This window comes from Longibacter sp., from assembly GCF_051155795.1.
Classification (GTDB): Bacteria; Bacteroidota; Rhodothermia; order Rhodothermales; family Salinibacteraceae; genus Longibacter.
This window is the reverse complement of sequence record NZ_DAXETW010000062.1, coordinates 1-22,939: the sequence shown is the minus strand read 5'-3', so window position 1 is coordinate 22,939 and position 22,939 is coordinate 1. Positions and strand designations below refer to the sequence as shown.

Genomic DNA, 22,939 nt, shown 5'->3' with positions numbered 1-22,939 from the left:
AGCGACCGGGCCGTTTCTATTTCGAGGCTTGACGATCGAAATATGAAGTGGTGGGTCGTAGGTGGTGGGTCGTCAATTGGATTCGATTCTTAGATGGTAATCTGAATCCGCACTCCACTCGCTCACTTCCCAATGCGCTAACGCCCCAACGTCCTAACGCCCCAACGTCCCAACGTCCCAACGTATAAACGCTATCCTAACCCTCCCGCCGGTTCTTCCAGGGGCTTCGGGAAGGGGTGCCGTTCTTGCTGGCGGCGGGGGTAGGCTCGTCGTCGCTGGCGGCCTCATAGAGGGTGGCGGCAAGAGCAGCCAGATCGTCCTTCGCCTCGGCGTCGACGGACAACGCGTCCGGGGTGAAGTGGTCATCGACGAAGTGTGTCGAGAAGTTGCCGCTGCGGAACGCATCGTGCTCCATTGCAAAGCGGCAGAACGGAATCGTCGTCTGCACGCCGGCGATCTCGTACTCGTCCAGGGCGCGTGTCATGCGGCGGATAGCCGCTTCGCGATCGCGCCCCCACGACGTCAGCTTCGAGATCATCGGATCGTAGTGGATGAGCACCTCACCGCCCTCCTCCACGCCGGAGTCGACGCGGACACCGAAGCCCGACGGAGCCGCATGACGGTGAAGCGGACCGGGGTCGGGGAGAAAGTTGGATGCCGGATCCTCGGCGTACACGCGGCACTCGACCGAGTGGCCGTGGATCGACAGGTCGTCCTGCTCGATCTCGAGTTCATTGCCTTCCGCGACACGAATCTGCTGCTCGACCAGATCCACGCCCGTGATCCACTCCGTCACCGGGTGCTCGACCTGCAGGCGCGTGTTCATTTCCATGAAGTAGAAGTTTTCGTCGGCGTCGACGAGAAACTCGACCGTGCCGGCGTTTCGATAGCCGCACGACTTGGCCGCTGCGACCGCCGCTTTCCCCATCTCCTCCCGGAGGTCAGCCGTCAGGATCGACGAAGGAGCCTCCTCCACGACCTTTTGGTGGCGCCGCTGAATCGAGCATTCCCGCTCGAACAGGTGAATCGTATTGCCATGACCATCCGCCAGGATCTGAAACTCGATGTGCCGGGGCTGCTGGATGTACTTCTCGATGAACACCCGCCCGTCGCCGAAGGCAGAGGAAGCCTCGCTCTGCGCCATCTCCATGGCCCGTTTGAATCCGGCCGCCTCCTCCACGATCCGCATGCCTTTGCCCCCGCCCCCGGCCGCCGCCTTGATCAGCACCGGATAGCCGATCTCCTCCGCGACGCCAGCCCCTTCCTCCGGGTCGGATACGGCATCCGTGGTGCCCGGCGCCATCGGCACCCCCGCCTCCTCCATCAGCTGGCGGGCCGCCGTCTTGTCCCCCATCGCCCGGATCGCCTCCGGTCCCGGCCCGATGAAGATGACACCGGCGTCCTGGCACGCCTCGGCAAACGAGGCGTTCTCGGACAGGAACCCGTATCCCGGGTGAATGGCGTCCGCCTCGCTCCGGGCGGCAACCTCGAGAATCTTCTCCTGAACGAGGTACGACTGGTTCGCCGCAGCAGGACCGATGTGGTACGCCTCGTCCGCCATTCGGACGTGCGGGGACGGACGGTCCGGTTCGGAGTACACGGCCACCGTCTCGATGCCAAGCTCGCGACAAGTGCGCATGACGCGAACGGCAATCTCGCCGCGGTTGGCAACGAGAACCTTGCGAATCTTGCGAGGCTGTACCGGCGAATCAGTCATTTCGTCTCGAACTGCGCAGTGGCATGAATTGTGTTCACTCAGTTATGACGGACTTGTATCCCGGATGACGAACCAAGATCGACGCTTTTTCTGCAGAATCGGCGGATTCCGCTCGTCTCTGAGGACGAACCGTCAGGCGCGTGGCCAATCTGGCAGTCCGCCGGCGTCGGATCCTTCCCGAACCCCCGTACTTCGCTCATCAGGCGTGTCGCACCCGATATGCCTCAAATCAAGGACTATTACGAGATTCTGGGCGTCAGCGAGGACGCAAGCCAGTCGGAGATCAAGAAAGCGTATCGCTCCCTCGCACGCAAGCATCATCCGGACCGCAACCCGGATGATGCCGCCGCGGAAGAACGCTTCAAAGAAATACAGGAAGCCTACTCCGTCCTGTCTGACGAGGAAAAGCGTCAACAGTACGATCAGCGGCGCAAGTTCGGCTTCGACGGCGACGGCTTTCGCGGCGGTCGCGGTGGCCGCGAGGTTCGCTTCGAACAGGGCGACTTCGACGATGTTTTCGGAGGACGTGGAGGACGCGGCAGCGGCTTCGGCGACATCTTCGAGAGCTTCTTCGGCGGGGGCGGCGGCTCACGCGCTCGAACGCGCAACCCGTACCAGCAACAACAGCGGCAACGTCAGGCCTCGCCCGGCCGAGATATCGAGACCACGCTTCGGATCTCGTTCCGAGAGGCGCTCGACGGCGGCAAGCGGCAGGTCAAGCTCCCGACCGGAGAGACCGTACGGCTGAAGGTCCCGAAAGGCGTCCGCGACGGATACAAGGTGCGCCTGAGAGGCCGAGGTCAACAGGGGCCGGGCGGGCAAGGCGATCTCTACGTAACCTTCCGCGTCGGCGACCATCCGCGGTTTCAGCGGAAGGGGGACGACATTTACCTGACAGAGTCGGTGTCAGTGTTCGACGCGATCCTCGGCACGACGCGTCAGATCCCAACGCCCTACGGCCAGAAGATCAAGGTCACGATCCCTGCCGGTTCACAGCCCCGCGAGAAGTTGCGGTTGAAGGGACAGGGGGTCCAAACCGATGACGGTCAGGGCGACCTGTATGTCGAGATCGAGGTCCAGATCCCCGAAGACCTAACCGAGGAGCAACGCGCGAAACTCCGTAACGCCGCCGAGGAAGCGGACTTGCTGTAAGCCACCTCCACTCACGGTGATCGCCGTCCGGACCGACCCGGGCGGCGTTTTTGATCGTAGCACCGCGGTTCCGCGATCGACTTTGGCCGTGACGCGGAGCGGCTCGGTCACGTCCAGCAATTCAATGACAGACGTTTCTTGCAGAACGGTACTGCCGATGTACCTCATCGAAAATAGCAAAGACACGTGGGCTATTTTCTCAAACTTTGCCGCTCAAGGTCGTAGCACTTGCATTCACCCGGCCTAACCCCCATATTTGTGCGTCGCATGCGCCTTATGGCGGAACAATCTGTACGTGTCGGGATCCGCTCGCGCGGCGCCTTTTCTTACGTTTGCTTTTCTGTGTCGGGCTTGAACGACGGTCATCCGGAGCTTCGTGCTCACGGACTGCGAGGCCGCACGTCATCGTTCGTTTCCAGGCCTTCTGGCCCGGCGTCATCTGTTCTTTTCCGCCTGCTCGCGACAGCATTTCGCGTGGGGAGGCCTCGATCACCTGCTGATCGCACCATTCCCGCTACGACACGGCATCATCTCCACCATGACCGATAAACCGAAGAACGTATTCCGTATTGATATTGAGCCGTCCGACGAGCACCCGGACCGGCACCCGACGCACGGATGGCAGGTACGCATCAAGCGGCAGAAGAAGCAGCACACGAAATACTTCTCGGACAAGCGATTCGGCGGGCGCGAAGACGCCCTGGCGAAGGCCGTGGAGTACCGGGATGAGCTACTCGAGACGCTTCCCGACCCGATGGATCCCGTTCGCCGCTCTGCAGAGGCCCGGTCGAAAACCGGCGTGATCGGACTCAACTTCTGCTGGAAAGATGACGGAAGCGGCACCCCGAAGCCCTACGTGCAGCTCAGCTGGCTCGAAGGCGACGGCACACGGCGCAGCGCGGCGTACTCCGTCCGCAAGTGGAACCTTCGCCGTGCCGTCTGGAAAGCCTGCGTCCGACTGCACCAGGCCCGAGAAGAGCACAACGGGGAAGTGGACGAAGTCAATGAGATGTTTCAGACGGCCTACCCGAACATCAAAGACCAGTACGATGAGGGACCCGAAGGGGACGGAAACTCGGAGAAGGACGTGACAGCAACGACAGGGGAGCCGGAACTCGCGGCCGCCGACGCCTGATACGGACCACGTCCGACGAGCACTGCGCCGCGCACGGTCTCCGGGTCGTGCGCGGTTTTTGTAGAAGACTGCGGCTGGGTTGTAGGTTGGCAGGGTAAATCCGCGGTGTGCCGCGTTCCGATGTCGCCGCGTCCTTCGACTTTCCCTGCTCCGATCGTCCATGGCCCCTATCGTTTCGGACCTCCGCTCCGCACGCTCCGCCTCGGCGCCCGTCCGATGGGCGCGTGGGTTCGCGCTTCCGTTTCGGGCCGTCGCCCTGCTGTGGCGCCACCGGTCACTGTGGTCCTGGGCGGTCGCACCGGCACTGATCGGGGTTCTGCTCTTCTTCGGCGTTGCCGCTACCGCGATCGCCTACGCAGACGACCTGCTCGCCCTGTGGTGGTCGGCCCCCGTCGCCGAGGGACTCTGGACCGGCCTTCTCCTGCTCGTATGGACGGTGCTCTACGTCCTGCTCGTCGTGGTCGGGGTGGCCGGTGCTTATCTCACGGCGCTCCTTCTCGGCGGCGTCGTGGCAAGCCCGTTCAACGACGCGCTCTCCATTCGCGCCGAAGCGATTCTGACCGGAGACGCGCCCTCTCCCGACGAGGTCGCAATGTGGACCGGTTTGGTGCGATCAATCATCAGCACCGCGGCGGTGACCGGCATCTACATCGCGCTCGCGGTGCCGGTCCTGGCGCTCAACCTCGTGCCGGGCATCGGGCCGCCGGTCGCGACCGTCCTCCACGCAGGACTCGCCGCCTTTTTCCTGGCGGTCGAATACGCGGACGTGGCTCTCGCCCGCTACGGACTGTCGTGGCGAGAGAAGCTCGACCTCCTGAACGCGAACCGAACGATGACCGCCGGCTTCGGGCTGTCGACCAGCCTTCTCCTCTGGATTCCGGGCCTCAACCTGGTCGTTATGCCGATCGCCGTCGTCGGCGGTACGGCCCTCGGGCTCGCGCTCTACGATCCGGACCAGCGCCTGTAGCTCCAATCGCCGCCACATCTCAGCACCCACCTCCTGGTCTGCCCATCCTTATCCCCCGCCCTCTCGACCGCGACCTGCACAGACCCACCCTCGATCACCAGACCACCGCCCAGCCGTGTCCGACCACGACGTATACCTCGAACGGCGCGACTTCCGGCCGCAGAGCAGCCTGCGGATTTTCGATCCGGACGAGCGGCGCGACCTGAAACGATACGGTCACTGGCTCCAGGCCCTCGCCGACGGCACCATCGAGCCGGAGTCCGAGGATCAGGAACGATTCCTCGAACTCATCCAGAAAGATGAACGCCCGAACCCCCACGACGGGAAAGGCGCCTACTTCGCCGATCTCTGGTGGCGCTACCAGCGACGGATCGAATGGGAGGAGAGCAAGGCAAAACGGTGAGGAAGCGGTTTCGAGAGGGGGAAAGTGTGAAAGGGGGAACGATTCAATGCCTCTACACCCAAACGCATCAACCGCATCAACGCATCAACGCCCTAACGCATCAACGCCCCAAAGCATCAACGCCCCAAAGCATCAATGTACTTCTGACGTAAGACTCCTTGGTCTAAACACCGTCATTATGCCTGTCATCCGCTGCACAAAGCGTTTGTTGACGTACAGCAAACGGTCGGCCGTTGCGACGGCTCCCTCGCCGGAGGGGCTGTTCGGCGAATGGTACGCCAACGCGATCAGCATGCCGTTCCCGGGGAAATGGCTCGTCCTCTACACCCATCCTCAAACGCGTATCTCGGTCGTCGTGGCCGGACGATCACTGAACACGACCGTACACCACCTGAAAGATCGCTTTGCCGGGCTTCTCACGCGGCTCGGGGTGCCGGACAGGCAGCGGCAGGACGCCTGCTCGAGCCTGAACGATGAGGTGATCGTTGCACGCACGAACAGTCGAAGTGTCATCGGGACGCAGACGGACTACGGCCACACGCTTCGCTACCTGGCCGGTCGCGCATCATCCATGGACGAGGTCGACCTGGCAGAGATGGAAGACTGCATGGCTCGCACACCGATCATCGCCCTCAAACTCTTTCCTCGAGACGCCGTGTACGACACCCTGGGCATCCCACGGAACCACTCCACCCGGTTGTAAACCAGCACGCCTCGTTCCCCGACAATCCCAGTTGACGGGGAAAGGGGGGAGGGGGTGAAAGGGTGAAGGTGTGAACGTCTCAACGCCTCAACGATTCAACGCGTCACCGCAAAATCGCAGATCGTGGGCAGGACGCCCATGACCGCCCCCCTTCACACCTCAAATCCCACACGTCAAACCTCACCCGTCTACGCTGCGGTGTTGGCGCGCTTGCGCTCTTTCGGGTCGCGGTGGCGCTTGCGTAGACGGAAGGATTCCGGCGTGATTTCGATCAGTTCGTCGTCGCGGATGAACTCGATGGCTTCCTCGAGCGACATGTCTCGCGGCGGGGGGAGGCGCTCCAGTTCCTCGCCGGCGGCGGCCCGCATGTTCGTCAGCTTCTTCTCCTTTGTCATGTTGACATCAAGGTTCTGCGGGCGATTGTTTTCGCCTACGATCATGCCCTCATAGACGCGATCGCCGGGGGCGACAAAGAACTCGCCGCGATCCTGCAGGTTGAGCAGCGCGTAGCCGGTCACCTTCCCCTTCCGATCGGCGACGAGAGCACCGGTTGTACGGTGCGGGATCTCGCCGGCCCATTCGTCGAACCGCTCAAACCGGTGCGTCAGGAGGCCGGTGCCTTTCGTATCGGTAAGAAACTTCGACCGGTACCCGATGAGTCCGCGGCTGGGCACCTCGAAGACGAGGCGCACGCGACCGCTCTCCTGGTGCTCCATGTGCTGGACCTGGCCCTTGCGCTCCCCGAGGCGTTCCATGACAACGCCGACGTGTTCGTTGGGGACGTCGATTTCGGTTCGCTCGTACGGCTCGTGCTTGGTGCCGTCGATCTGCTTGGTAATGACCTGCGGCATGCCGACGCACATCTCGTATCCCTCCCGCCGCATCTGCTCGATCAGGATTGCCATCTGGAGTTCGCCACGTCCGTACACGAGCAGGCGCTCCGGCGTGTTGGTATCCTCCACGCGGATGGCGAGGTTGTTGCGCGACTCGTCGTACAGACGATCCCGAAGTTGGCGCGACGTGACATATTCGCCCTCCTGTCCGCTAAACGGTCCGTCGTTGACCCGAAACTCCATCGACATCGTTGGCTCGTCCACGTGCAGCGGCTCGAGCGGCTCCGGATCCTCGGCCGTGGAGAGGCTTTCGCCCAACCCAATTCCTTCCACCCCGGCGATCGCGACGATATGGCCGGGGCCGGCCTCGTCCGCCTCCACCCTGGACAAGCCTTCGTAGGTGAAGAGGGCCGTCACCTCCGTCGTCTCGAACGAACCATCCCGGTGACACAGGCTGATCTGCTGCCGGCTCGAGAGCGTCCCCTGCTCCACGCGCCCGACGGCGACGGGGCCGAGATAGTTGTCCCCGTGTACGCTGGTCACGAGCACCTGAAGCGTGGCTTCCGGATCGCCGGATGGGGCCGGGACCGTATCCACGATCGTTTCGAACAGCGGACGCAGGTCCGTCAGCTCGCCATCCGGCTCCGTCGCGCACTGTCCTTCCGTGGCCACGGTGTAAAGGACGGGAAAGTCGATCTGCTCCTCCGTCGCCCCCAGGTCGATGAACAGGTCATAAATCGCATCCAGCGTTTCGTCCGGACGCGCGTCCTTTCGATCGATCTTGTTTAGCACCACAATCGCCGGCAGGTCGAGCTCGAGTGCCTTCTTCAGGACAAACCGCGTCTGCGGAAGCGGCCCCTCGGCTGCATCCACCAGCAGCATAATGCCATCGACGAGGCGAAGGGTTCGCTCCACCTCCCCGCCGAAGTCGGCGTGCCCCGGCGTGTCGACGACGTTGATCTTGTAGTCCTCGTAGCGAAGCGCCGTGTTCTTCGCCATGATGGTGATCCCCTTCTCCCGCTCCAGGTCCATCGAGTCCATAACCCGCTCCTGGATGTCCTCGTTGTCACGGAAGGTACCGCTTTGCCAAAGCATGGCATCCACGAGCGTGGTTTTGCCATGGTCAACGTGAGCGACAATCGCGATGTCGCGAAGATTCTGCTGCTGCATAGGGACCGGACACGAGGGACAGAGATTGCGTACAGCCTATGTCAACGTCCGCCCAACCCGATGTTTCCTGCACGGATGCGCGTTTGTCACGAAGACGAAAAACAGGCCGGGCCCCAACGGAGGTGGCACCCGGCCCGCACATAACGATTTTCGATCCGGTCTACTCGTTCTGCGGCACAGTTCGCGTCATCACGGGCATGGCGTCATCGTACACGAGCTCGACAAGCTGTGCCGTCAGGTTCTCGCGCTGCTGGGCGTAGTTCTCGCGCAAGGTCCGGTTGTTCAGGGACACGATCGTCGTTTCCGTTGTCGAGGCGAGGCGAGGAAACGACAGCAGCGTGGCGAAGGTGTTGACGGCGTTCAGATTGCTCACCTGCGGCAGACCCTGATTCATCATCACCTCCCGAACGATCGGTTCATCCGTGCGCACGGTGAACAGAGAAATATCCTCTTCATCCGCATTCGGTGGGCGGTAAATGAACTGCAGCTCTTCGATCGTTTCGACGAACTCATCGCGCACGATAGAGAACTCGTATTGGATGAACACGTGCGTGGCGCTCACGAGACCGAGGCCGTCCTCAAGCAACGTATCCTCCACCTGGCGGACCGGCTGGCGGTTCGCATCGGGGGTGCGCCGGAGCGTGACCGAGTCGTCGGCGGTTTCGTATGCTTGCACCAGCGAATCCAGGAGCGCGTACGCCGGACCGTCCTGGACCACGGGCTTCACCACCTGGACGCGCTGCGCCCATCGCTGTGCCTGAGCGGGCAGAGCGGCCGTCAGCAAGAGGAGTCCGACGAGAAGTGCAACGGGAAACGGGCGAGAGAGGCGGGGCACACGAAGGGGCATGGACATGGAAACGAGCGGCAGGTTCAAGCGGTGCGAGTGGAAATAAAGAATAGGCGTCCTGCAGGAAGCGGAGATGCTACGATCGGTGGGTTTTGCCCATCGCCTTCCATGCTACAGAGGATGACGCTTCACTCACCGGGTCGCGTCATCCTTTGGAGCACCTGATGGAAAAGATCGGGTAACGCGTATCCACGACCGCCAAATTCTGCGGAAGCGCACGTGGCGCTCGGGCTTCGACCGGGAGTGGCTGTTCCAGTTTGGTGCAGTAGCAGAAAACGGCGGAGAGGGTCGTGCTCCCCGCCGTCGTCCAAGACATGTAGGTTGGGGGGTGGCATCTACCGCGCAGGACCTACTGGTCGGCCAGAATGCGCGTGTGGTACACCTTGTCCCGGTCGTAGATAAACGTCTTCATCTGGCGCATGAGCACCTTCCGCCGCTGGTCGTACCCTTCGCGGAGATCACGCCCGGCTGCACGGACCACCTCCACGTTCTGATCGAGCGACAGCGCGGGGAAGGAGAGTTCGTTTACGAAGTAGTGCGTCATCGCGACGTTGGACTCATCCGGCACGCCGGATTCTCGCATCACATCTGCGACCATCTCCTGCTCGGCATCGAGGTAGAGCACCGGGATGTCCCGCTCGGCCGTCGACGGCGGTCGAAAGATGAGTTGGATGTCCTGGATCTCCTCGATGAGTTCGTTATCGACAATCTGGAACTCGTAGTCGATGAACATCCGGTTGGCGCTCTGCAGCCCCACGCCGTCGGCCAGAAGCGAGTCTTGTAGCGTCTGCAGGCGCATGGGCTCTCCATCCCGGGAGCGACGCACCATCAACGTGTCACTTTGCCGAAGCCGATTCGCCACCGTGTCGATAAAGGCGCGCGTGGCATTCCCCGTCTTCACATCCGCCATCACGGTCGCCTCCTGGCGCCATTGCTGGGCTTCAGCCGGCTGGGCGACGGCGAGCAACACGATGGCAAGAACGGCCGTCACGCCGGCCTGTATCGGGCGGGGAAGAGAGAATTGCGAGAGGGCGACAGAAGAAAATGTCATATCATCCAGTCGATCCATTCGGGAAAACGTGCTCATCACGCTCATCGGCGATATCTCTCCATCGTAGAGCAGTTTCTCCAGTCAATGCCTCGTTGAACGACCGTTAGATAGTTCGTCCCGATCGAACGCGCGGAAAAACCTACGCTTCATCAAAGTCCGGGTCGGGGGCGTCGTCGGGTTCGACGGGCAACTCCAGGGTGAAGGTGCTTCCTTTCCCTTTCGCGCTGTCGACGGTGATTGTGCCGTTCATCATATCGACCAATCGACGCACAATCGTGAGTCCCAGCCCGCTCCCCTCGTGTGAGCGCCGCGTCCCGGTCGACTCCTGCCGAAACGCGCCGAACAGCTCGGGAATGACGGACGGCCTCATGCCGATCCCCGTATCCTGAACGGTCACAACGAGCGTGTCGCCGGATGCCCGGAGGGTTACGGCCACACTGCCGTCCCGCTCGGTGAACTTGATGGCATTGCTCACGAGGTTGCTCAGGACCCGAAAGAGCGCCATGCTATCGAGCCGGGCAGTCACCTCCCCGGGCGGTAGGTCGACGCGAATCTCTACGTCTCCCTCATCCGCTTTGGGCTGCATCAAGGCAACCACCTCGCGCACCTCCTCGGCGACGTCGACCGGCTCTGGCGACAGTTCGACGTTGCCGGCCTCGAGGCGCGAGAGCTGCAGGACGGAGTCGAGCGTGTCCATGAGACGGTGCCCGCTCCGGGAGATCAGCCGAGCAATTTCGTCGTGCGGCGCTTCAGACTCGTCCGCCAGCACGTCCGCAAATCCGAGGATCGCGGTCAACGGAGTGCGGATTTCATGACTCATATTGGCAAGGAACGCGGACTTGAGGCGGCTCATTTCCTCCGCCTCTTCCTTCGCCTCGACCAGGTCGTCCTGGTATCGCTTCTGCCGCATTGCCAGCGCGATGAGCCGTGCCACCTCCCGAGCCATATTGATGTCGCCCGGTGTAAAGGCACCCCGCTCCGTGTGCGCAAGGTTAAGAGCACCCACCGTCTGACCGTCCAAAATGGCGGGAACGGAGATGAACGATTGAATGCCCACCTTCTTCAGCCGCTGGAGGAGCGGAGACGAGGACGAAAGCTCGTTCAGGTCGGTGACGCGTCCGTCGAGGCCGCGCTGAAGAGCGTCGAACGTGTGGAGCCAGTCGAGGGGAAGGCGGGTGCCTTCATCGATGCCGGCATCGTCGTCGGCGCGTACCGCCAAGACCTCGGCGTATCCTTCCTGGTTGCGAAACGCGAGGATCGACGACCGGCACTGCGGGATGGCACGGGCAAGCGTGTCGAGCGCCACCTGGCCGACGGTGTGCAGGTCCGTGGTCTGCAGCGTCGCCTGGCTGATGTCGCTCATGATGCGCAGCCGCTGCGCCGTCGATCGAAGCACGTTTTCCGACTCCACCTGCATGGTCACATCCCGCGACGACGCGACGTATTCGATGCCACGGTCGGAGGACGGATCGCGAACGAGCCGGCCGGTCACCTCCAGCCATACGTAGTGGCCGTCCTTGTGCCGAAAGCGAACCCGTTCCTTGATGCGAGCGTCGTCGTCCAGCGCCCGCGCGATCTGGCGGTAGATCCCAAGATCGTCGGGGTGCGTGATGTCGATGGCTCTCCGGCCCATCATCTCCTCCGGCGTGTAGCCGAGCACCGGCTCTACGGCCGGCGAAACGTAATGATACGTGGAGTCGAGCGCGTGACGGGTGATAATATCGACGGAGTGCTCCGCCAGAACACGGTAAAGCTCTTCGCTCGCCTGCAGCGCAAATTGGGCCTCTTTTAGATCGGTGATGTCGATGATGATACTGTCGTAGAACAGCACATCCCCATCGTCATCGAGCGTCGGGACGCTGTTGAACAGGCCCCAGAACGACTCGCCGTCGCTGCGGCGAAAGTGGATCTCCTCGCGATGGAGCCCGCCGTTCTCCCGCCGGCTCCGTCGAAGCGCTGCGGCTTCCGACGGGTTTACCAGCATCTCCTCCGCGTCGATCGTCCGGAGAATGTCTTTCGAATACCCGAAGAGGCGCTCCATCCCCTCATCCGCCGCGATGAGACCCTGCTGCGGCGTGCTCCGGTAGAGGCCGACGGCCTGTCCGACATTTGCGATAGCCTCTGTCGGTGCCCGGCCGTCCGTCGAGGTGCCCACACCGTCCGTGGCGGTCGGGCGGTTGCCCCCCTCCGTCGTCCCAAATGGAAACGAAGTCCGGGTGAGCACGAGAAGAAGGGACGCCGCCTCCTCCCCGTCTACCGGGAGCCCGGCTCGTATCTTTCCGCCCGCCTGCCGGTGAAGGTCGAACCGGATCCAGCGGAGGTCGTCATCCCCGACGGTGAGACCGCGAACGAAGGTAGCGCCGTCGCTTCCCGACCATATCGGACGATCCTCGAGGATCATCCGCCCGTCCGGGCGAAGGCATGGACCGGCCAGATCCGAGATGTGCCGATCGGCGGCCTCGTGAGGCGTACACCCCAGAAGGTCGGCCGCCCCGTCGCTGCACCGGACGATCTGCCCACTTCCCGTGCACACGAGAAGTCCATCCGACCTGGACGCGACAACGCTGTACCAGTCGATGTCCTGAAGCCAGGAAGTCGTATCGTCCATAGGAGGTCGCCGTTGGAGCGGCAGTCCATCAACGAGGAGGCAGTCTGGTGCCGTCCATCGGCATCAACGATCGCGACGGCTATTGTCGTTTCGCGTTCGCGTATTGATTCGACCGTTTGGTTGCGTCAATATACGTCACGAAGTACGGAGATTCATCTGGGTTGGGAGCATCCGCGGCCGGCGATTGCCTCCGGAAGGGCGAGCCGATCCACATGCGCTCACCCATTCGCCCTTTCCCCCTGTATAAACGTTAGAATCGGCGACGACCCGAACGGCAATGCGCGGTGAGCCGAATCGCGAAAGCATCAACCGATCGGTTCGGCGCATCACAGGGTCGGATCGTGAAGGCGACGAAACGGTCCTGCACGCCCGGAGAACGCATTCTGGCGCAAAACGCCCCTTTTGCGGAAGCGTTACGTCAAACCGGGACTGACGGCGAACGGTTCAAAAAAACGGCTCGTTCAGGCCGCCCATCGCCTTCCGGTCTGATTGCCGCATTACATGCATCCGACTGTGAACGTATCCACTCGATCTCTCCCCGTCCGGGGAATCATCGCCCTCGGTGTCGCGCTGCTCCTCGCTGCCACGGCGTTGATGCCCGCGCCTGCGGATGGCCAGTACTTCGGCCGCAACAAGGTGCAGTACGACGATTTCTCCTTTCGCACGCTGGAAACCGAGCACTTCATCTTTCACTTCTACCCGGCGGAAGAGCAGGCCGTCCGCGATGCTGCTCGGATGGCCGAACGCTGGTATGATCGGCATACGCAGGTATTCAGCCATACCTTCGATGAGAAGAAGCCGATCATCTTCTACGCAAACGATGCCGACTTTCAGCAGACAAACGTCATCAATCAGCCGATCAGTCCGGGCACGGGCGGCTTTACGGAGCCGCGGCGCGAACGCGTGGTCATGCCGCTGTCTCCATCGTATTCAGAGACGAATCATGTCCTCGGCCATGAACTCGTCCACTCCTTTCAGTACGACAAAGCCCTGAACAGTGATGGATCGGCCTTTAACCTGAATCGGATTCCGCTCTGGATGACGGAAGGGATGGCGGAGTACTTCTCCGTTGGCCGAAGCGACACGCACACGACCATGTGGATGCGGGATGCGGTACTCCACAACAACATGCCCTCGTATGAGGACCTCCGGGATTACAACGAATACTTTCCCTATCGGTACGGGCAGGCCCACCTCGCGTACGTCGGCGGGAAGTACGGCGACCGGGCCGTGAGCAATCTGTACTCCCTTGCCGGCCGCGTCGGCCCCGACTCCGCGTATGTCCGACTCTTCGGCGTGTCGGCGGACTCGCTCGTGCAGGAATGGGGCGAGGCGACCGAACGTGCCTACGCTCCGCTGATCACGGGACGGACGCCACCGGATTCGGCCGGGAAGCGGGTGCTGGACGAAACGATCGACGCCGGGCGAACCAACATCGGCCCGGTTCTCAGCCCCGACGGGCAGTACGTCGCCTTTATCTCCTCGCGCGACCTCTTCAGTTTTAACCTCTTCGTTGCCGACGCTCAGACGGGAGGGGTGATCGCAGAACTGGAGTCCTCCGGCACGACGCGCCACTTCAATGCGCTCCGATTCCTGAATTCGGCAGGCGCCTGGTCGCCGGACGGTTCTCGGCTCGCGTTCGTAAGCTACGATGATGGCGACAACCAGCTGACGATCTGGAATGTCGAGTCACAGTCCATCGAGCGCAGCATTCGCGTGAAAGGCGTCTCGGCGATGAAAAACCCGACGTGGTCGCCGGACGGCGGTCGCATCGCTTTTAGCGGAACGGACGGTGGCATCAGCGACCTGTACGTGCTGGACCGATCGTCCAACGAGGTCAAGCAGCTAACGAACGACCGCTATGCTGACCTGCAACCGACGTGGTCGCCGGACGGCTCTCGTCTCGCCTTTACCACGGATCGTGCGCGCTCGAATCTGTCCCTGCTCGACGTGTCCGGGAAGATGACGCTCGCCGAGATCGACGTGCAGACGAGCGACATCACGATCCGCGCTCCGTTTCCCGACGCCCTGCATCACAATCCGCAGTACAGCCCGGACGGCGAGAGCCTGTACTTCATCAGCGATCAGGATGGATTCAAGGACATCTATCGCATGGAGCGTTCGTCTGGACAGCTCTACCGCGTGACGCGTCTAAAAACCGGCGTCAGCGGCATCACGGCGATGTCCCCCGCGATGTCGGTCGCCTCACAGAATGGCGCGATGATGATGTCGGTGTACAACGACGGCCAATATACCGGATTTCGTCTCACAGCCGATGAGGCCGACGGTACGCCCCTCGCCCTGAACGCGAGGGGGCCCGAGGCGCCGGCCATTCCTCCCGCTCCCGACACGACGCAAGCGGATACCAGCGCCGAAGATCCCCCGGTCGAGCCCGGCGGAAACGATCGGGGCGCCGTTGCCGGTGCCGACACCACCGGAGCCGACTCGCTCGGTACGGCGGCCCCGGGTGAACTCGTCACGGTTGGCCGGGATGTTCAACCGAAAGCCGGCGTCCTCCCGCCCTATCAAACGCAGGATGACGGGCTCGTCGCCACCTACCTGTCGGAGCCACGCGCAGGCCTTCCTCCGCCTTCGACCGACGACGACACCGAGGACTACGATGCGGGTCTTTCGCTTGAGGCCATCGTGCCCCCACGGGCCGGCGTGTCGGCCGGGGGCCCGCTCGGGACCAGCGTGAGCGGTGGCGTGGGCCTTCAGTTCGGCGATATGCTCGGCAATCATACCCTGACCACGTTCCTGCAGGCCCAGGGATCGATCCGTGACATCGGCGGCGGCGTGAGCTACCTCAACCAGAAGAACCAGTTGAACTGGGGCGGCTCGATCAGTCACCGACCGATCATTTACGATGTAAGCGGCATCAACGTGAGTCCGACGGCGTCCCTTCGCCTCGTTCGCCGCATCCAACTCAGTACGGCCAGCGTCGACCTCCGGTACCCGCTCGACCCCACGCGCCGATTCGAGTTCAGTGTGGGATCATCTCGCTACGGGTTCGGGCTGAATATCCGCGAAATTGGGAGCATTGACGGAGACGTCACGCGTGAAGAACTGAACCAGCAGCTCGAGGAAGCCAACCTCCCGCCCGTGCCGCCGGAACGGGATACACGTTACTACGGGCAGGCGTCGCTGGCGTACGTTCGGGACTTCTCCCGCATGGGACTGACGTCTCCTATCATGGGCGGACGCTGGCGCGTGGAGGTGACCCCGCGGGTCGGGCCGGACTCGTACGTATCCGTGCTGGGCGACTTCCGTCGCTACTTCTACGCTTCCCCCTTCACGTTTGCGCTGCAGGGCATCCACATCGGCAATTACGGAGCGGATCCCTCCTTCAGGGACCGATTCGGATTCGGGGATGAGTATCTCGGCTATCCGTACGGCCAGGGCTTCGTCCGCGGCTACAACATCCGCGACATCAACCCGCGTGTCGAATGCCAGCCGCCGGAGGGAGCCGTGGTCGCAACCCAGTGCCCCGAGATCGATCGACTCCTCGGGACGCGCACCGTCACGCTTCGAGCAGAGGTTCGCCTCCCGCTGCTGGGACCGGAAGAGCTCAGCGTTATCCCATTTCGCTTCGTGCCGACCGAGTTCGTCGTGTTCGGCGATGCCGGCATCGCCTGGACGCCGGACAATCCGCCGGACCTTCGGTTCGACCGTAGCTCCGAGGCCTCCGACATCCCGGTCACCAGCGCGGGCGTCGGACTTCGCTTCAACGTCCTCGGTCGGATGATTCTGGAAACCTACTACGCCCGCCCCTTCCAGCGCCCTGAGCGGAACGGTGAGTGGGGCGTTCGGCTTCTCCCCGGATGGTAGCTTCAAGCCACAATCTTGACGCCATCCCGCGAAGAAGTACTCCTGGGGTGCGCCCCGAGCGGAACGGTGAGTGGGGCGTCCGCCTCCTCCCCGGATGGTAAGCTCTGTGATCCACCGAACGGGGTCGGCATCGACGCAGCGAGGCGACGCGCAGGGGCCGAAGGCCGTGCCATGCGCTAGTGCCGCTTGCGGCGAAGTACTCTTGGGGTGTGCCCTGAGCGAAGCGAAGAGATGCTCCTGGGGCGCGCCCCGAGCGGAACGGTGAGAGGGGCGTTCGGCTCCTCCCCGGATGGTAAGCCCGACGCACGGGCCCGTGCATCGGGTTCGCTTGAGAACCGTACACGGAGCGGACGCAAACCCGTGTGTTCCTGCGCTCTCGCCCGGGCGCGCCAGATATCAACGCGGCAATCCGAGAAACTACCATACGCGACCTTCGGAAACTCCCATCGATCCCGTCGCCAAACGGCTTGACGCTGGCTCCGGCACTGCGTATCGTGTACGTGCTTCATTACGAGACCTGGTTCGCACTGGTCGCCACACTGCACCCGCATTTGCCAATCCCTGATGATGGCCCCATCCGCTGTGCAACCGATCGCGCCTGCCGACGCGAATCCTGTTTTTTCTGACGCCTTTTGGAAGCGCTTCCAAGCCGACGAGGCGTTGGCTCAGCACCTTCCGCTGCTAACGCTCGACGCAGAAGGCTCGATCGAGTCCATCACGCGGGCGGCCCGGTCCCTGCTCGAGTATAGCCCATCTCAGTCGCTCGACTCCTACTTCTTCACGCACATTCATGGCCGCAATCTGCGGCGCGTGATGCAAGACCTCGCGCACATGGTCTGCAAACGGAAGCAGAGTGCGCGCTGGCTTCTACGGCTACGGACGGGTACCGGTCGCTGGCGTTGGTATCGCGCCACGGCTCTCAGCCGGCTTCACCGCGCGGAAGGGCAGGTCTTCGTGCGTATCGAGCGGATCTGATGCATTTGTAGCTGGACGGCGATCAAAAAACGGCGGCTTCCTTTTCGGGAACCGCCGTTTCTTCTATCGAGAGCGCCGGCCGGGATCGCGTCAGTCCAGCCGCGGCACCGCCTGCGCGATGGTTTGAGCGTCCAGCGGGCCCCTCGGGCGCAGCGGACGGGGCTCCACCGCAGAAACTTGCGCGTCCACACGACGGACGGACGCGCGCGCTTCGAGCCGGTCGACGAGTTTTCGGAGGCTGGGCAGGAGCGATGGCGCACCGTGTGCGCGGGAGACACAAACGTCGGCACCGGCCTTCTGGGCGACGGAGGGTGTCAGACCCGTCTGGAACGCACTTGCAACGAGAATCTGGGCGCCGGGACAGGCGGTTCGGAGCGCGCGGATCGGAGCATCGTTTGCTCCCGCAAGCCCCATCAGCACGATGTCGGGACACACGGCGGAGAGCTCCGGCGCCGCCCGTTCGTAGGACGATGCGCTCCCGGCAATGGTCAGATTGGCGAGGGGACCGACGAGGAAGAAGAAGCTCTCCCGAACAGCCGGATGCGGCTCAATGATGTAGATGCTGCGCGACATATTTTCGTCGTTTGGGGCAAAAAGCGCACAGGGAGATCGACCTGCACAACCAAATATCCCAAACTCTGTGCCACTGGATGCGCCGGGATCGGTCGCGTGGATCGCCGGCGAGTGTCGACCACGAACGCCATCCCCGTTTCATTTTGTAGGACGGAGGCTACTTGGCCGCGTAGTTGTTTCCACATTGGGCAAAACACCCGGCCAAACACAGGTTTCAAGCCGGTGTACGTCATATATGGATTCATCCACCACTGCCCGGATGATCACCAGTCACCGGTACCGGTCCACGGTGCCTCTGTTGAATATGTGAGCACGTGCGACACGGCGTATCGAAATAGACATTTCATCGCGTTCGTGAACCATCGGCGCGAGACACAGGAGGTTTCTCCGGGTTGGCGGCGTTCGGCCGGACGCATCGAAGCATGCGCCCATGGATGATGCCGAAAGGTTGCGCGTCTCATACCATATCGTGGCCCCTGTACCGCATGCCGGCATCGCTCCATGTCTGTATCGTCTCCGTCTTTCGAATCGACATCCGAAACCGCTACGTCGAGTGAGCGCGTCCTGCTGCTGCTTCCAGGGATCTCAAGGGAGCCGACCATCGGGGCGATTCTCTCGCGCGCGGGGTTTGCAGCCGAACACGTCGATTCCGTCGAAACTCTCTACGGCGAGCTGCGACACGGTGCCGGCGTCGTGGTTGTGACCGACGAAGCCGTCACCGAGGATGCCGTCCAACTCCTTGTCCGAACGCTGAACCGGCGGCCGCCCTGGTCGAACCTCCCGATCATCGTCCTCACGCGGCGTCAGCCGCAGTCCCTCCCCGGTCTCGGGGCACTGGATCTCTTCATGTCGGACACAGGTGGCAATCTGACAATCCTGGAGTATCCGGTACATCCGGTCACGCTGACGTCCGTCGTGCAGTCGGCCCTGCGCGCGCGGCGTCGGCAGTATCAGGTACGTGACCTGCTACAGGGACTGGAGGAGAAAAACGCCGCTCTTGCAGTAAGCGAAGATGCACTTCGAGAAGCGAACGCAACGCTCGAGGAGCGGGTCGAGGAACGAACCCGACAGGTTCAGGAACTGGCGATGGCCGTGACGGCAGCCGAGCAGCGGGAGAGGAATCGCATCTCGCATATCCTCCACGACCACCTGCAGCAAATTATTCACAGCGCCAAAATGTGGGCGGAACTGGCCGTATCCGACGCGGACACCCGGGCAGAGGGTCTGCCGCGCATTGTCGAACTCCTGGACGAGGCACTTGAAACGACCCGGTCCCTCACCGTCGAGTTGAATCCACCGGTGCTGGACACCGACGGCCTGGCCGAGGCGCTCACGTGGCTGGCCGATCACGTCTCCGAACGCCACGGGCTGGACGTCCAGCTCGACATCGGTGACGACTTCGTCGTGGCCCATCGCGATCTACGAACCCTCCTGTTCCAGCTTGTCCGGGAACTGCTCTTCAACGTGGTCAAGCACGCCGGTGTGGACAGCGCACGGGTCCGGGCGGCGATTGATGAGGCCGGGGGCCCGTCGCCCGCAGGCTTCCCCGGGCATACGGGGCCGACAGACGGGCGTGCGGGGGAACGGACGGACAGGGCGTCTCGCGTACGGATTGTCGTCGAGGATGAAGGGGAAGGCTTCGATCCGAATGCTCAGAACGGTCACGGCCTCACAAGCATCCAGAGGCGACTCGACCTGGTCGGGGGCACATGTCGCATCGAGTCGTCCCCCGGAGAGGGCACAACCGTCGTGATCGAGGCCCCGATCTCCCCCTCCACGAAGCGACCCGAGACAGACCGCCGAACCGCCGAGTGAGCGTGAAGGCATTCCTTCCTGCTCGTTCATGCCATTGACTTCCGGCCAAGACACACCCGGCGCAGGCTCAATCCGGGCTTTCGATCGCATTCAATGCCGCAACCGATCCGCCCGAGTGAATCGCAGCGACCGCCCGGGCGATGCGGTTCGACGCGTCGCATACCGTCAGCCGGTCCCGGACGGACGTTCCGTTGAGGCGAAAGGGTGGGATGGTGTTGGTGACGAATAGCCCGTTCAACAGATCCGTGCCGAGGATCGAGGGCGCGTTGCCAACGAACACGCCGTGGGTGGCCGCCGCGTAAATGGCATCGGCGCCTCCGCGTGCGCAGGCCTCCGTCGCGCGACGAATCGTCGTACCGGTGCTGATCAGGTCGTCCACGATGATGGCGGTCTGTCCCGCCACCTCACCGATGAGACTCCCCCCGGACACGCGATTGGCTTCCCGAACCTTTTCGACGAAGGCTACGGCCACACTTCGTGTCGTATGGGCGCGGAGCGTCTTCGCAAACCGATGCGCCCGCTTAACCCCTCCCTCGTCCGGCGAGATGACAACCAGATCCTGTCCTCGCGCCGCCTGGAGGACGTGGTTGATCAGCAGCGGACGCGCCTCCAGGTGGTCGGTCCGTACACGAAACGCGTTCTGAAACGCCGCAAGGTTGTGCACATCCATCGCCAGAACGCGATCGACGCCTACCGACTCGATCATCCCCGCCAGGTAACGAGTCGTGACCGGATCGCGCGGTTTCGTCTTTCGGTCCTTCCGCTGGTAACTGAGGTAGGGGAGGACCGCCGTAACCCGTGCCGCCGCCGCGTCGCGCAACGCCCCGCAGAAAAAGACAAGCCGACAGAGCTTGTCGTTCACGGTCATCGCCGGCGCATCGTACATCGACTGGATCACGTAAACGTCCTTGTCGCGCACGTTGATGAGGGGACGCGTGGCGTGCTCGCCGTCGTCGAATTCATCTTCGGCGTGATCAGATAGTGAGGTCCCGAGCGCACGCGCCACAAGGTGGCCAAAATCGCGGGTTTCGCTCAGGGCAAACAGGCAGAGGTCGTCGGTCATGCGGAGGGTGAGGAGTCGAAGAGAGGAAATTCGACCGGTGGGCGGACCGGCATGAATAATTTAACGTTTTCAATTTCACATATTTGTTTCAACTATACACTATTTATAAATCATTGTATAAATTATAGTGCATCTAATTCTTGTGTATATTTACAATCAACGCACCAGACATGAGACCTACCAAGACGCTACTCCTCCTGCTCGTCATCGGTTTGCTCGTGGGCGGATGTGACACAACGGATCCGGTCGCGCCGCCGCCCGAAGAAACCGCTGGGATGCGCGCCTCCGATGATGCTATCGAACTCATGCGCGCACGGCTGAACCAGGCTACAGAGGTCATGATCGACGTACTCCGTGATCCGGCTGCCGTGACGTCGCTGTACGAGGCGGTCGCCCTGCGGGATGCCGAAGGGTTCGATGAAAACGTGTCGTTCGCGCACATGCTCGTACGCGATCCGGATGTCTCGAAAGCATACGTGGACGTTCGAGATCCCTTCGCGACGGCCTTCGACCGAGCTCTCGAACAGGTGACGCCGACGACCGACAAGGCTCTTTCGGGAGAGGACTTACGGACGTTCCTGATCCGAACGGGGACGATCATCCGGCTTCCCTACCACAATCGCTTCGATGCATCCCTGGAATCGCCGACGGTCGTTGCGCACCCGCTGACGCCCGAGGCGGAAAAGGCAAGCCCCGAGCTCACGGTCGACGGGTTTCGACCGGTCGCCGGTAAGACGGCGGGGTACGAAACCGTTCCTGTAAACCGCGCGCTGGCAAAAACGGAACCCGTCCTGGTCGTTGCCCCGTGCGACCGGATTTACATCGAGTCGGCACTCGAAGCGGCAAAAAGCGCAACGGCTGAACCCGACTACTGCGGCGGATACGGTGATGGCCCACCCGGTGGCGGCGAGCCTCCTTCCGGCGATGAAATCACCGCAGACGACGACTTCGAGGTGTACCTCGACTGGATGCAGTGCCGCAAGGATACGGACAGCATCTTCAGTGGCGGCCCCGACTACCAAGTGTTCATCTACGAGCCGGATATTACCACCTATCCGATCGATCCGAGAAATGACACCTACGACGGGTTCTTTCAGGTCAACCAGTTCTCCGGAAAAGACTGTGACAAGAAACGATGGGAACGGGTCGGTACCGTCTGGGACAGCAAGTGGGAGAAGATTGACGAGGAAAACGGATTTCTCGTCTACGATTGGGACCGGATCGACGACACGTCAATCACTTACAACGTCGGTTACGATGGAAACATAGCAGGTATTGATGTGGATGCAAGGGCGCAGGGGACGTTCCGGATTAGCAACAACGCTCCGTTATTCAATATCAAAATAAACCGCGATGCTTTCGCTTCCAATAACGACACCAATTGCCGAAACCTCGGCATGCGGGACGGAAATTGTATTCGAGGTGGGGGCAGTGGCGTCCGGTTTACTCTCGGCGCCAACCTGATCGAGTAACTCGGTTGGTTCGACCGGTCCGCCAGGTCGATTGATGAGCCACGTATGAATCGTTCAATATCGGGAGGGGGGGGCAAGACGTCCCCCTCCCAAAAAACCAACCCCACCCTGCATGTATTGACTATTGAAGTACGTTTATATATAATACTTTTTAGATTAAGTAAAGCAGCTTTCAGTTATGACTAACACGACCGTCTGAAACTAGTGTATTTACTGTTATGCTCGACCATCGTACAAGTACGTTTATTGCTTCTATATCTGTACTTATCCTCTTTCTCGTCCCGCCGAACATCTATGCACAGTCGTCTGCCACCGTGACGACGGGATTCTCGACGGGAATCGTCGGACAGGGCGACTACCTCATCCCCTCGGTCCATCTAGGATACGAGCGGCCAATTGCCTCGCAGGTTCGCGCACACGGACAGATTCGTTCGTCGCATCTCTCGTCGATGTCTGATCCGGTTAAAATTGTGCGAGCTCGGCTCACGTACATCGACTTAACGGTCGCTGTCGATGTCACGCCCATTGAATTCAGACGACATCGATTGACTTTTGGCCTTGGCCTGGCGAATCGAGCCCGGTGGGAGAAACGCGCCCTGGCATGGCAGCGACGCATCCAAAATGGTG

At 62.0% G+C, this 22,939-nt stretch carries 16 protein-coding genes; 9 read left to right on the top strand and 7 right to left on the bottom strand.

The annotated features are described in order from the left end of the window. Positions 1-196 precede the first annotated feature (196 nt). Positions 197-1,717, bottom strand: coding sequence for an acetyl-CoA carboxylase biotin carboxylase subunit (gene accC / locus ACFCU0_RS06945; protein WP_434972943.1), 1,521 nt, complete (start codon positions 1,715-1,717; stop codon positions 197-199). 219 nt (positions 1,718-1,936) lie between these two features. On the opposite strand from accC, the gene ACFCU0_RS06940 reads away from it, so the two are divergent. The 5 genes from ACFCU0_RS06940 (at position 1,937) to ACFCU0_RS06920 (ending at position 6,077) form a co-directional block, all read left to right on the top strand. After that, positions 1,937-2,869, top strand: coding sequence for a DnaJ C-terminal domain-containing protein (locus ACFCU0_RS06940; protein WP_434972942.1), 933 nt, complete (start codon positions 1,937-1,939; stop codon positions 2,867-2,869). 538 nt (positions 2,870-3,407) lie between these two features. After that, positions 3,408-4,004 (top strand): AP2 domain-containing protein, encoded by a 597-nt coding sequence (locus ACFCU0_RS06935; RefSeq protein ID WP_434972941.1) that lies wholly within the window; start codon positions 3,408-3,410, stop codon positions 4,002-4,004. A 160-nt stretch (positions 4,005-4,164) separates the two neighbouring features. Beyond that, positions 4,165-4,971, top strand: coding sequence for an EI24 domain-containing protein (locus tag ACFCU0_RS06930; protein ID WP_434972940.1), 807 nt, complete (start codon positions 4,165-4,167; stop codon positions 4,969-4,971). 115 nt (positions 4,972-5,086) lie between these two features. Continuing rightward, the gene (gene maoP / locus ACFCU0_RS06925) at positions 5,087-5,374 is read left to right on the top strand and encodes a DUF413 domain-containing protein (protein ID WP_434972939.1); all 288 of its coding nucleotides are present in this window, start codon (positions 5,087-5,089) and stop codon (positions 5,372-5,374) included. A 178-nt stretch (positions 5,375-5,552) separates the two neighbouring features. Next, complete coding sequence (locus ACFCU0_RS06920; protein ID WP_434972938.1) at positions 5,553-6,077, top strand: DUF6933 domain-containing protein; 525 nt, start codon at positions 5,553-5,555, stop codon at positions 6,075-6,077. Positions 6,078-6,265: 188 nt separating this feature from the next. Here ACFCU0_RS06920 and typA read toward each other — a convergent pair whose 3' ends face one another. The 4 genes from typA to ACFCU0_RS06900 all read right to left on the bottom strand — a co-directional run bounded on the left by typA (position 6,266) and on the right by ACFCU0_RS06900 (position 12,586). Continuing rightward, positions 6,266-8,080 (bottom strand): translational GTPase TypA, encoded by a 1,815-nt coding sequence (gene typA / locus ACFCU0_RS06915; protein WP_434972937.1) that lies wholly within the window; start codon positions 8,078-8,080, stop codon positions 6,266-6,268. A 160-nt stretch (positions 8,081-8,240) separates the two neighbouring features. Continuing rightward, positions 8,241-8,933, bottom strand: coding sequence for a hypothetical protein (locus ACFCU0_RS06910; RefSeq protein ID WP_434972936.1), 693 nt, complete (start codon positions 8,931-8,933; stop codon positions 8,241-8,243). Between the two features lie 343 nt (positions 8,934-9,276). Next, the gene (locus ACFCU0_RS06905) at positions 9,277-9,978 is read right to left on the bottom strand and encodes a hypothetical protein (RefSeq protein WP_434972935.1); all 702 of its coding nucleotides are present in this window, start codon (positions 9,976-9,978) and stop codon (positions 9,277-9,279) included. 139 nt (positions 9,979-10,117) lie between these two features. Continuing rightward, positions 10,118-12,586, bottom strand: a complete 2,469-nt coding sequence (locus ACFCU0_RS06900) for a PAS domain S-box protein (RefSeq protein WP_434972934.1) — start codon at positions 12,584-12,586, stop codon at positions 10,118-10,120. A 513-nt stretch (positions 12,587-13,099) separates the two neighbouring features. On the opposite strand from ACFCU0_RS06900, the gene ACFCU0_RS06895 reads away from it, so the two are divergent. Then, positions 13,100-16,414, top strand: coding sequence for a basic secretory protein-like protein (locus ACFCU0_RS06895; protein WP_434972933.1), 3,315 nt, complete (start codon positions 13,100-13,102; stop codon positions 16,412-16,414). A 660-nt stretch (positions 16,415-17,074) separates the two neighbouring features. Beyond that, entirely contained in the window at positions 17,075-17,389 is a 315-nt protein-coding gene (locus ACFCU0_RS06890) for a PAS domain-containing protein (protein ID WP_434972932.1), read from the top strand. A 90-nt stretch (positions 17,390-17,479) separates the two neighbouring features. Here ACFCU0_RS06890 and ACFCU0_RS06885 read toward each other — a convergent pair whose 3' ends face one another. Next, complete coding sequence (locus ACFCU0_RS06885; protein ID WP_434972931.1) at positions 17,480-17,962, bottom strand: hypothetical protein; 483 nt, start codon at positions 17,960-17,962, stop codon at positions 17,480-17,482. Between the two features lie 501 nt (positions 17,963-18,463). Between ACFCU0_RS06885 and ACFCU0_RS06880 the strand changes: the two genes are divergently transcribed. After that, positions 18,464-19,777: a sensor histidine kinase gene (locus ACFCU0_RS06880; protein WP_434972930.1), complete on the top strand. Its 1,314-nt coding sequence runs from the start codon at positions 18,464-18,466 to the stop codon at positions 19,775-19,777. A 67-nt stretch (positions 19,778-19,844) separates the two neighbouring features. Here ACFCU0_RS06880 and ACFCU0_RS06875 read toward each other — a convergent pair whose 3' ends face one another. Beyond that, positions 19,845-20,840, bottom strand: a complete 996-nt coding sequence (locus ACFCU0_RS06875; RefSeq protein WP_434972929.1) for a ribose-phosphate diphosphokinase — start codon at positions 20,838-20,840, stop codon at positions 19,845-19,847. Positions 20,841-21,010: 170 nt separating this feature from the next. Between ACFCU0_RS06875 and ACFCU0_RS06870 the strand changes: the two genes are divergently transcribed. Continuing rightward, positions 21,011-22,312 (top strand): hypothetical protein, encoded by a 1,302-nt coding sequence (locus ACFCU0_RS06870; protein WP_434972928.1) that lies wholly within the window; start codon positions 21,011-21,013, stop codon positions 22,310-22,312. The last annotated feature ends 627 nt before the right edge of the window (positions 22,313-22,939 follow it).

Bases quoted from the DNA above. Each gene is read 5' to 3' on its own strand.
- accC (WP_434972943.1), bottom strand. From the start codon at position 1,717: ATGACTGATTCGCCGGTACAGCCTCGCAAGATTCGCAAGGTTCTCGTT.
- ACFCU0_RS06940 (WP_434972942.1), top strand. From the start codon at position 1,937: ATGCCTCAAATCAAGGACTATTACGAGATTCTGGGCGTCAGCGAGGAC.
- ACFCU0_RS06935 (WP_434972941.1), top strand. From the start codon at position 3,408: ATGACCGATAAACCGAAGAACGTATTCCGTATTGATATTGAGCCGTCC.
- ACFCU0_RS06930 (WP_434972940.1), top strand. From the start codon at position 4,165: ATGGCCCCTATCGTTTCGGACCTCCGCTCCGCACGCTCCGCCTCGGCG.
- ACFCU0_RS06920 (WP_434972938.1), top strand. From the start codon at position 5,553: ATGCCTGTCATCCGCTGCACAAAGCGTTTGTTGACGTACAGCAAACGG.
- typA (WP_434972937.1), bottom strand. From the start codon at position 8,080: ATGCAGCAGCAGAATCTTCGCGACATCGCGATTGTCGCTCACGTTGAC.
- ACFCU0_RS06910 (WP_434972936.1), bottom strand. From the start codon at position 8,933: ATGTCCATGCCCCTTCGTGTGCCCCGCCTCTCTCGCCCGTTTCCCGTT.
- ACFCU0_RS06905 (WP_434972935.1), bottom strand. From the start codon at position 9,978: ATGACATTTTCTTCTGTCGCCCTCTCGCAATTCTCTCTTCCCCGCCCG.
- ACFCU0_RS06900 (WP_434972934.1), bottom strand. From the start codon at position 12,586: ATGGACGATACGACTTCCTGGCTTCAGGACATCGACTGGTACAGCGTT.
- ACFCU0_RS06885 (WP_434972931.1), bottom strand. From the start codon at position 17,962: ATGTCGCGCAGCATCTACATCATTGAGCCGCATCCGGCTGTTCGGGAG.
- ACFCU0_RS06880 (WP_434972930.1), top strand. From the start codon at position 18,464: ATGTCTGTATCGTCTCCGTCTTTCGAATCGACATCCGAAACCGCTACG.
- ACFCU0_RS06875 (WP_434972929.1), bottom strand. From the start codon at position 20,840: ATGACCGACGACCTCTGCCTGTTTGCCCTGAGCGAAACCCGCGATTTT.
- ACFCU0_RS06870 (WP_434972928.1), top strand. From the start codon at position 21,011: ATGAGACCTACCAAGACGCTACTCCTCCTGCTCGTCATCGGTTTGCTC.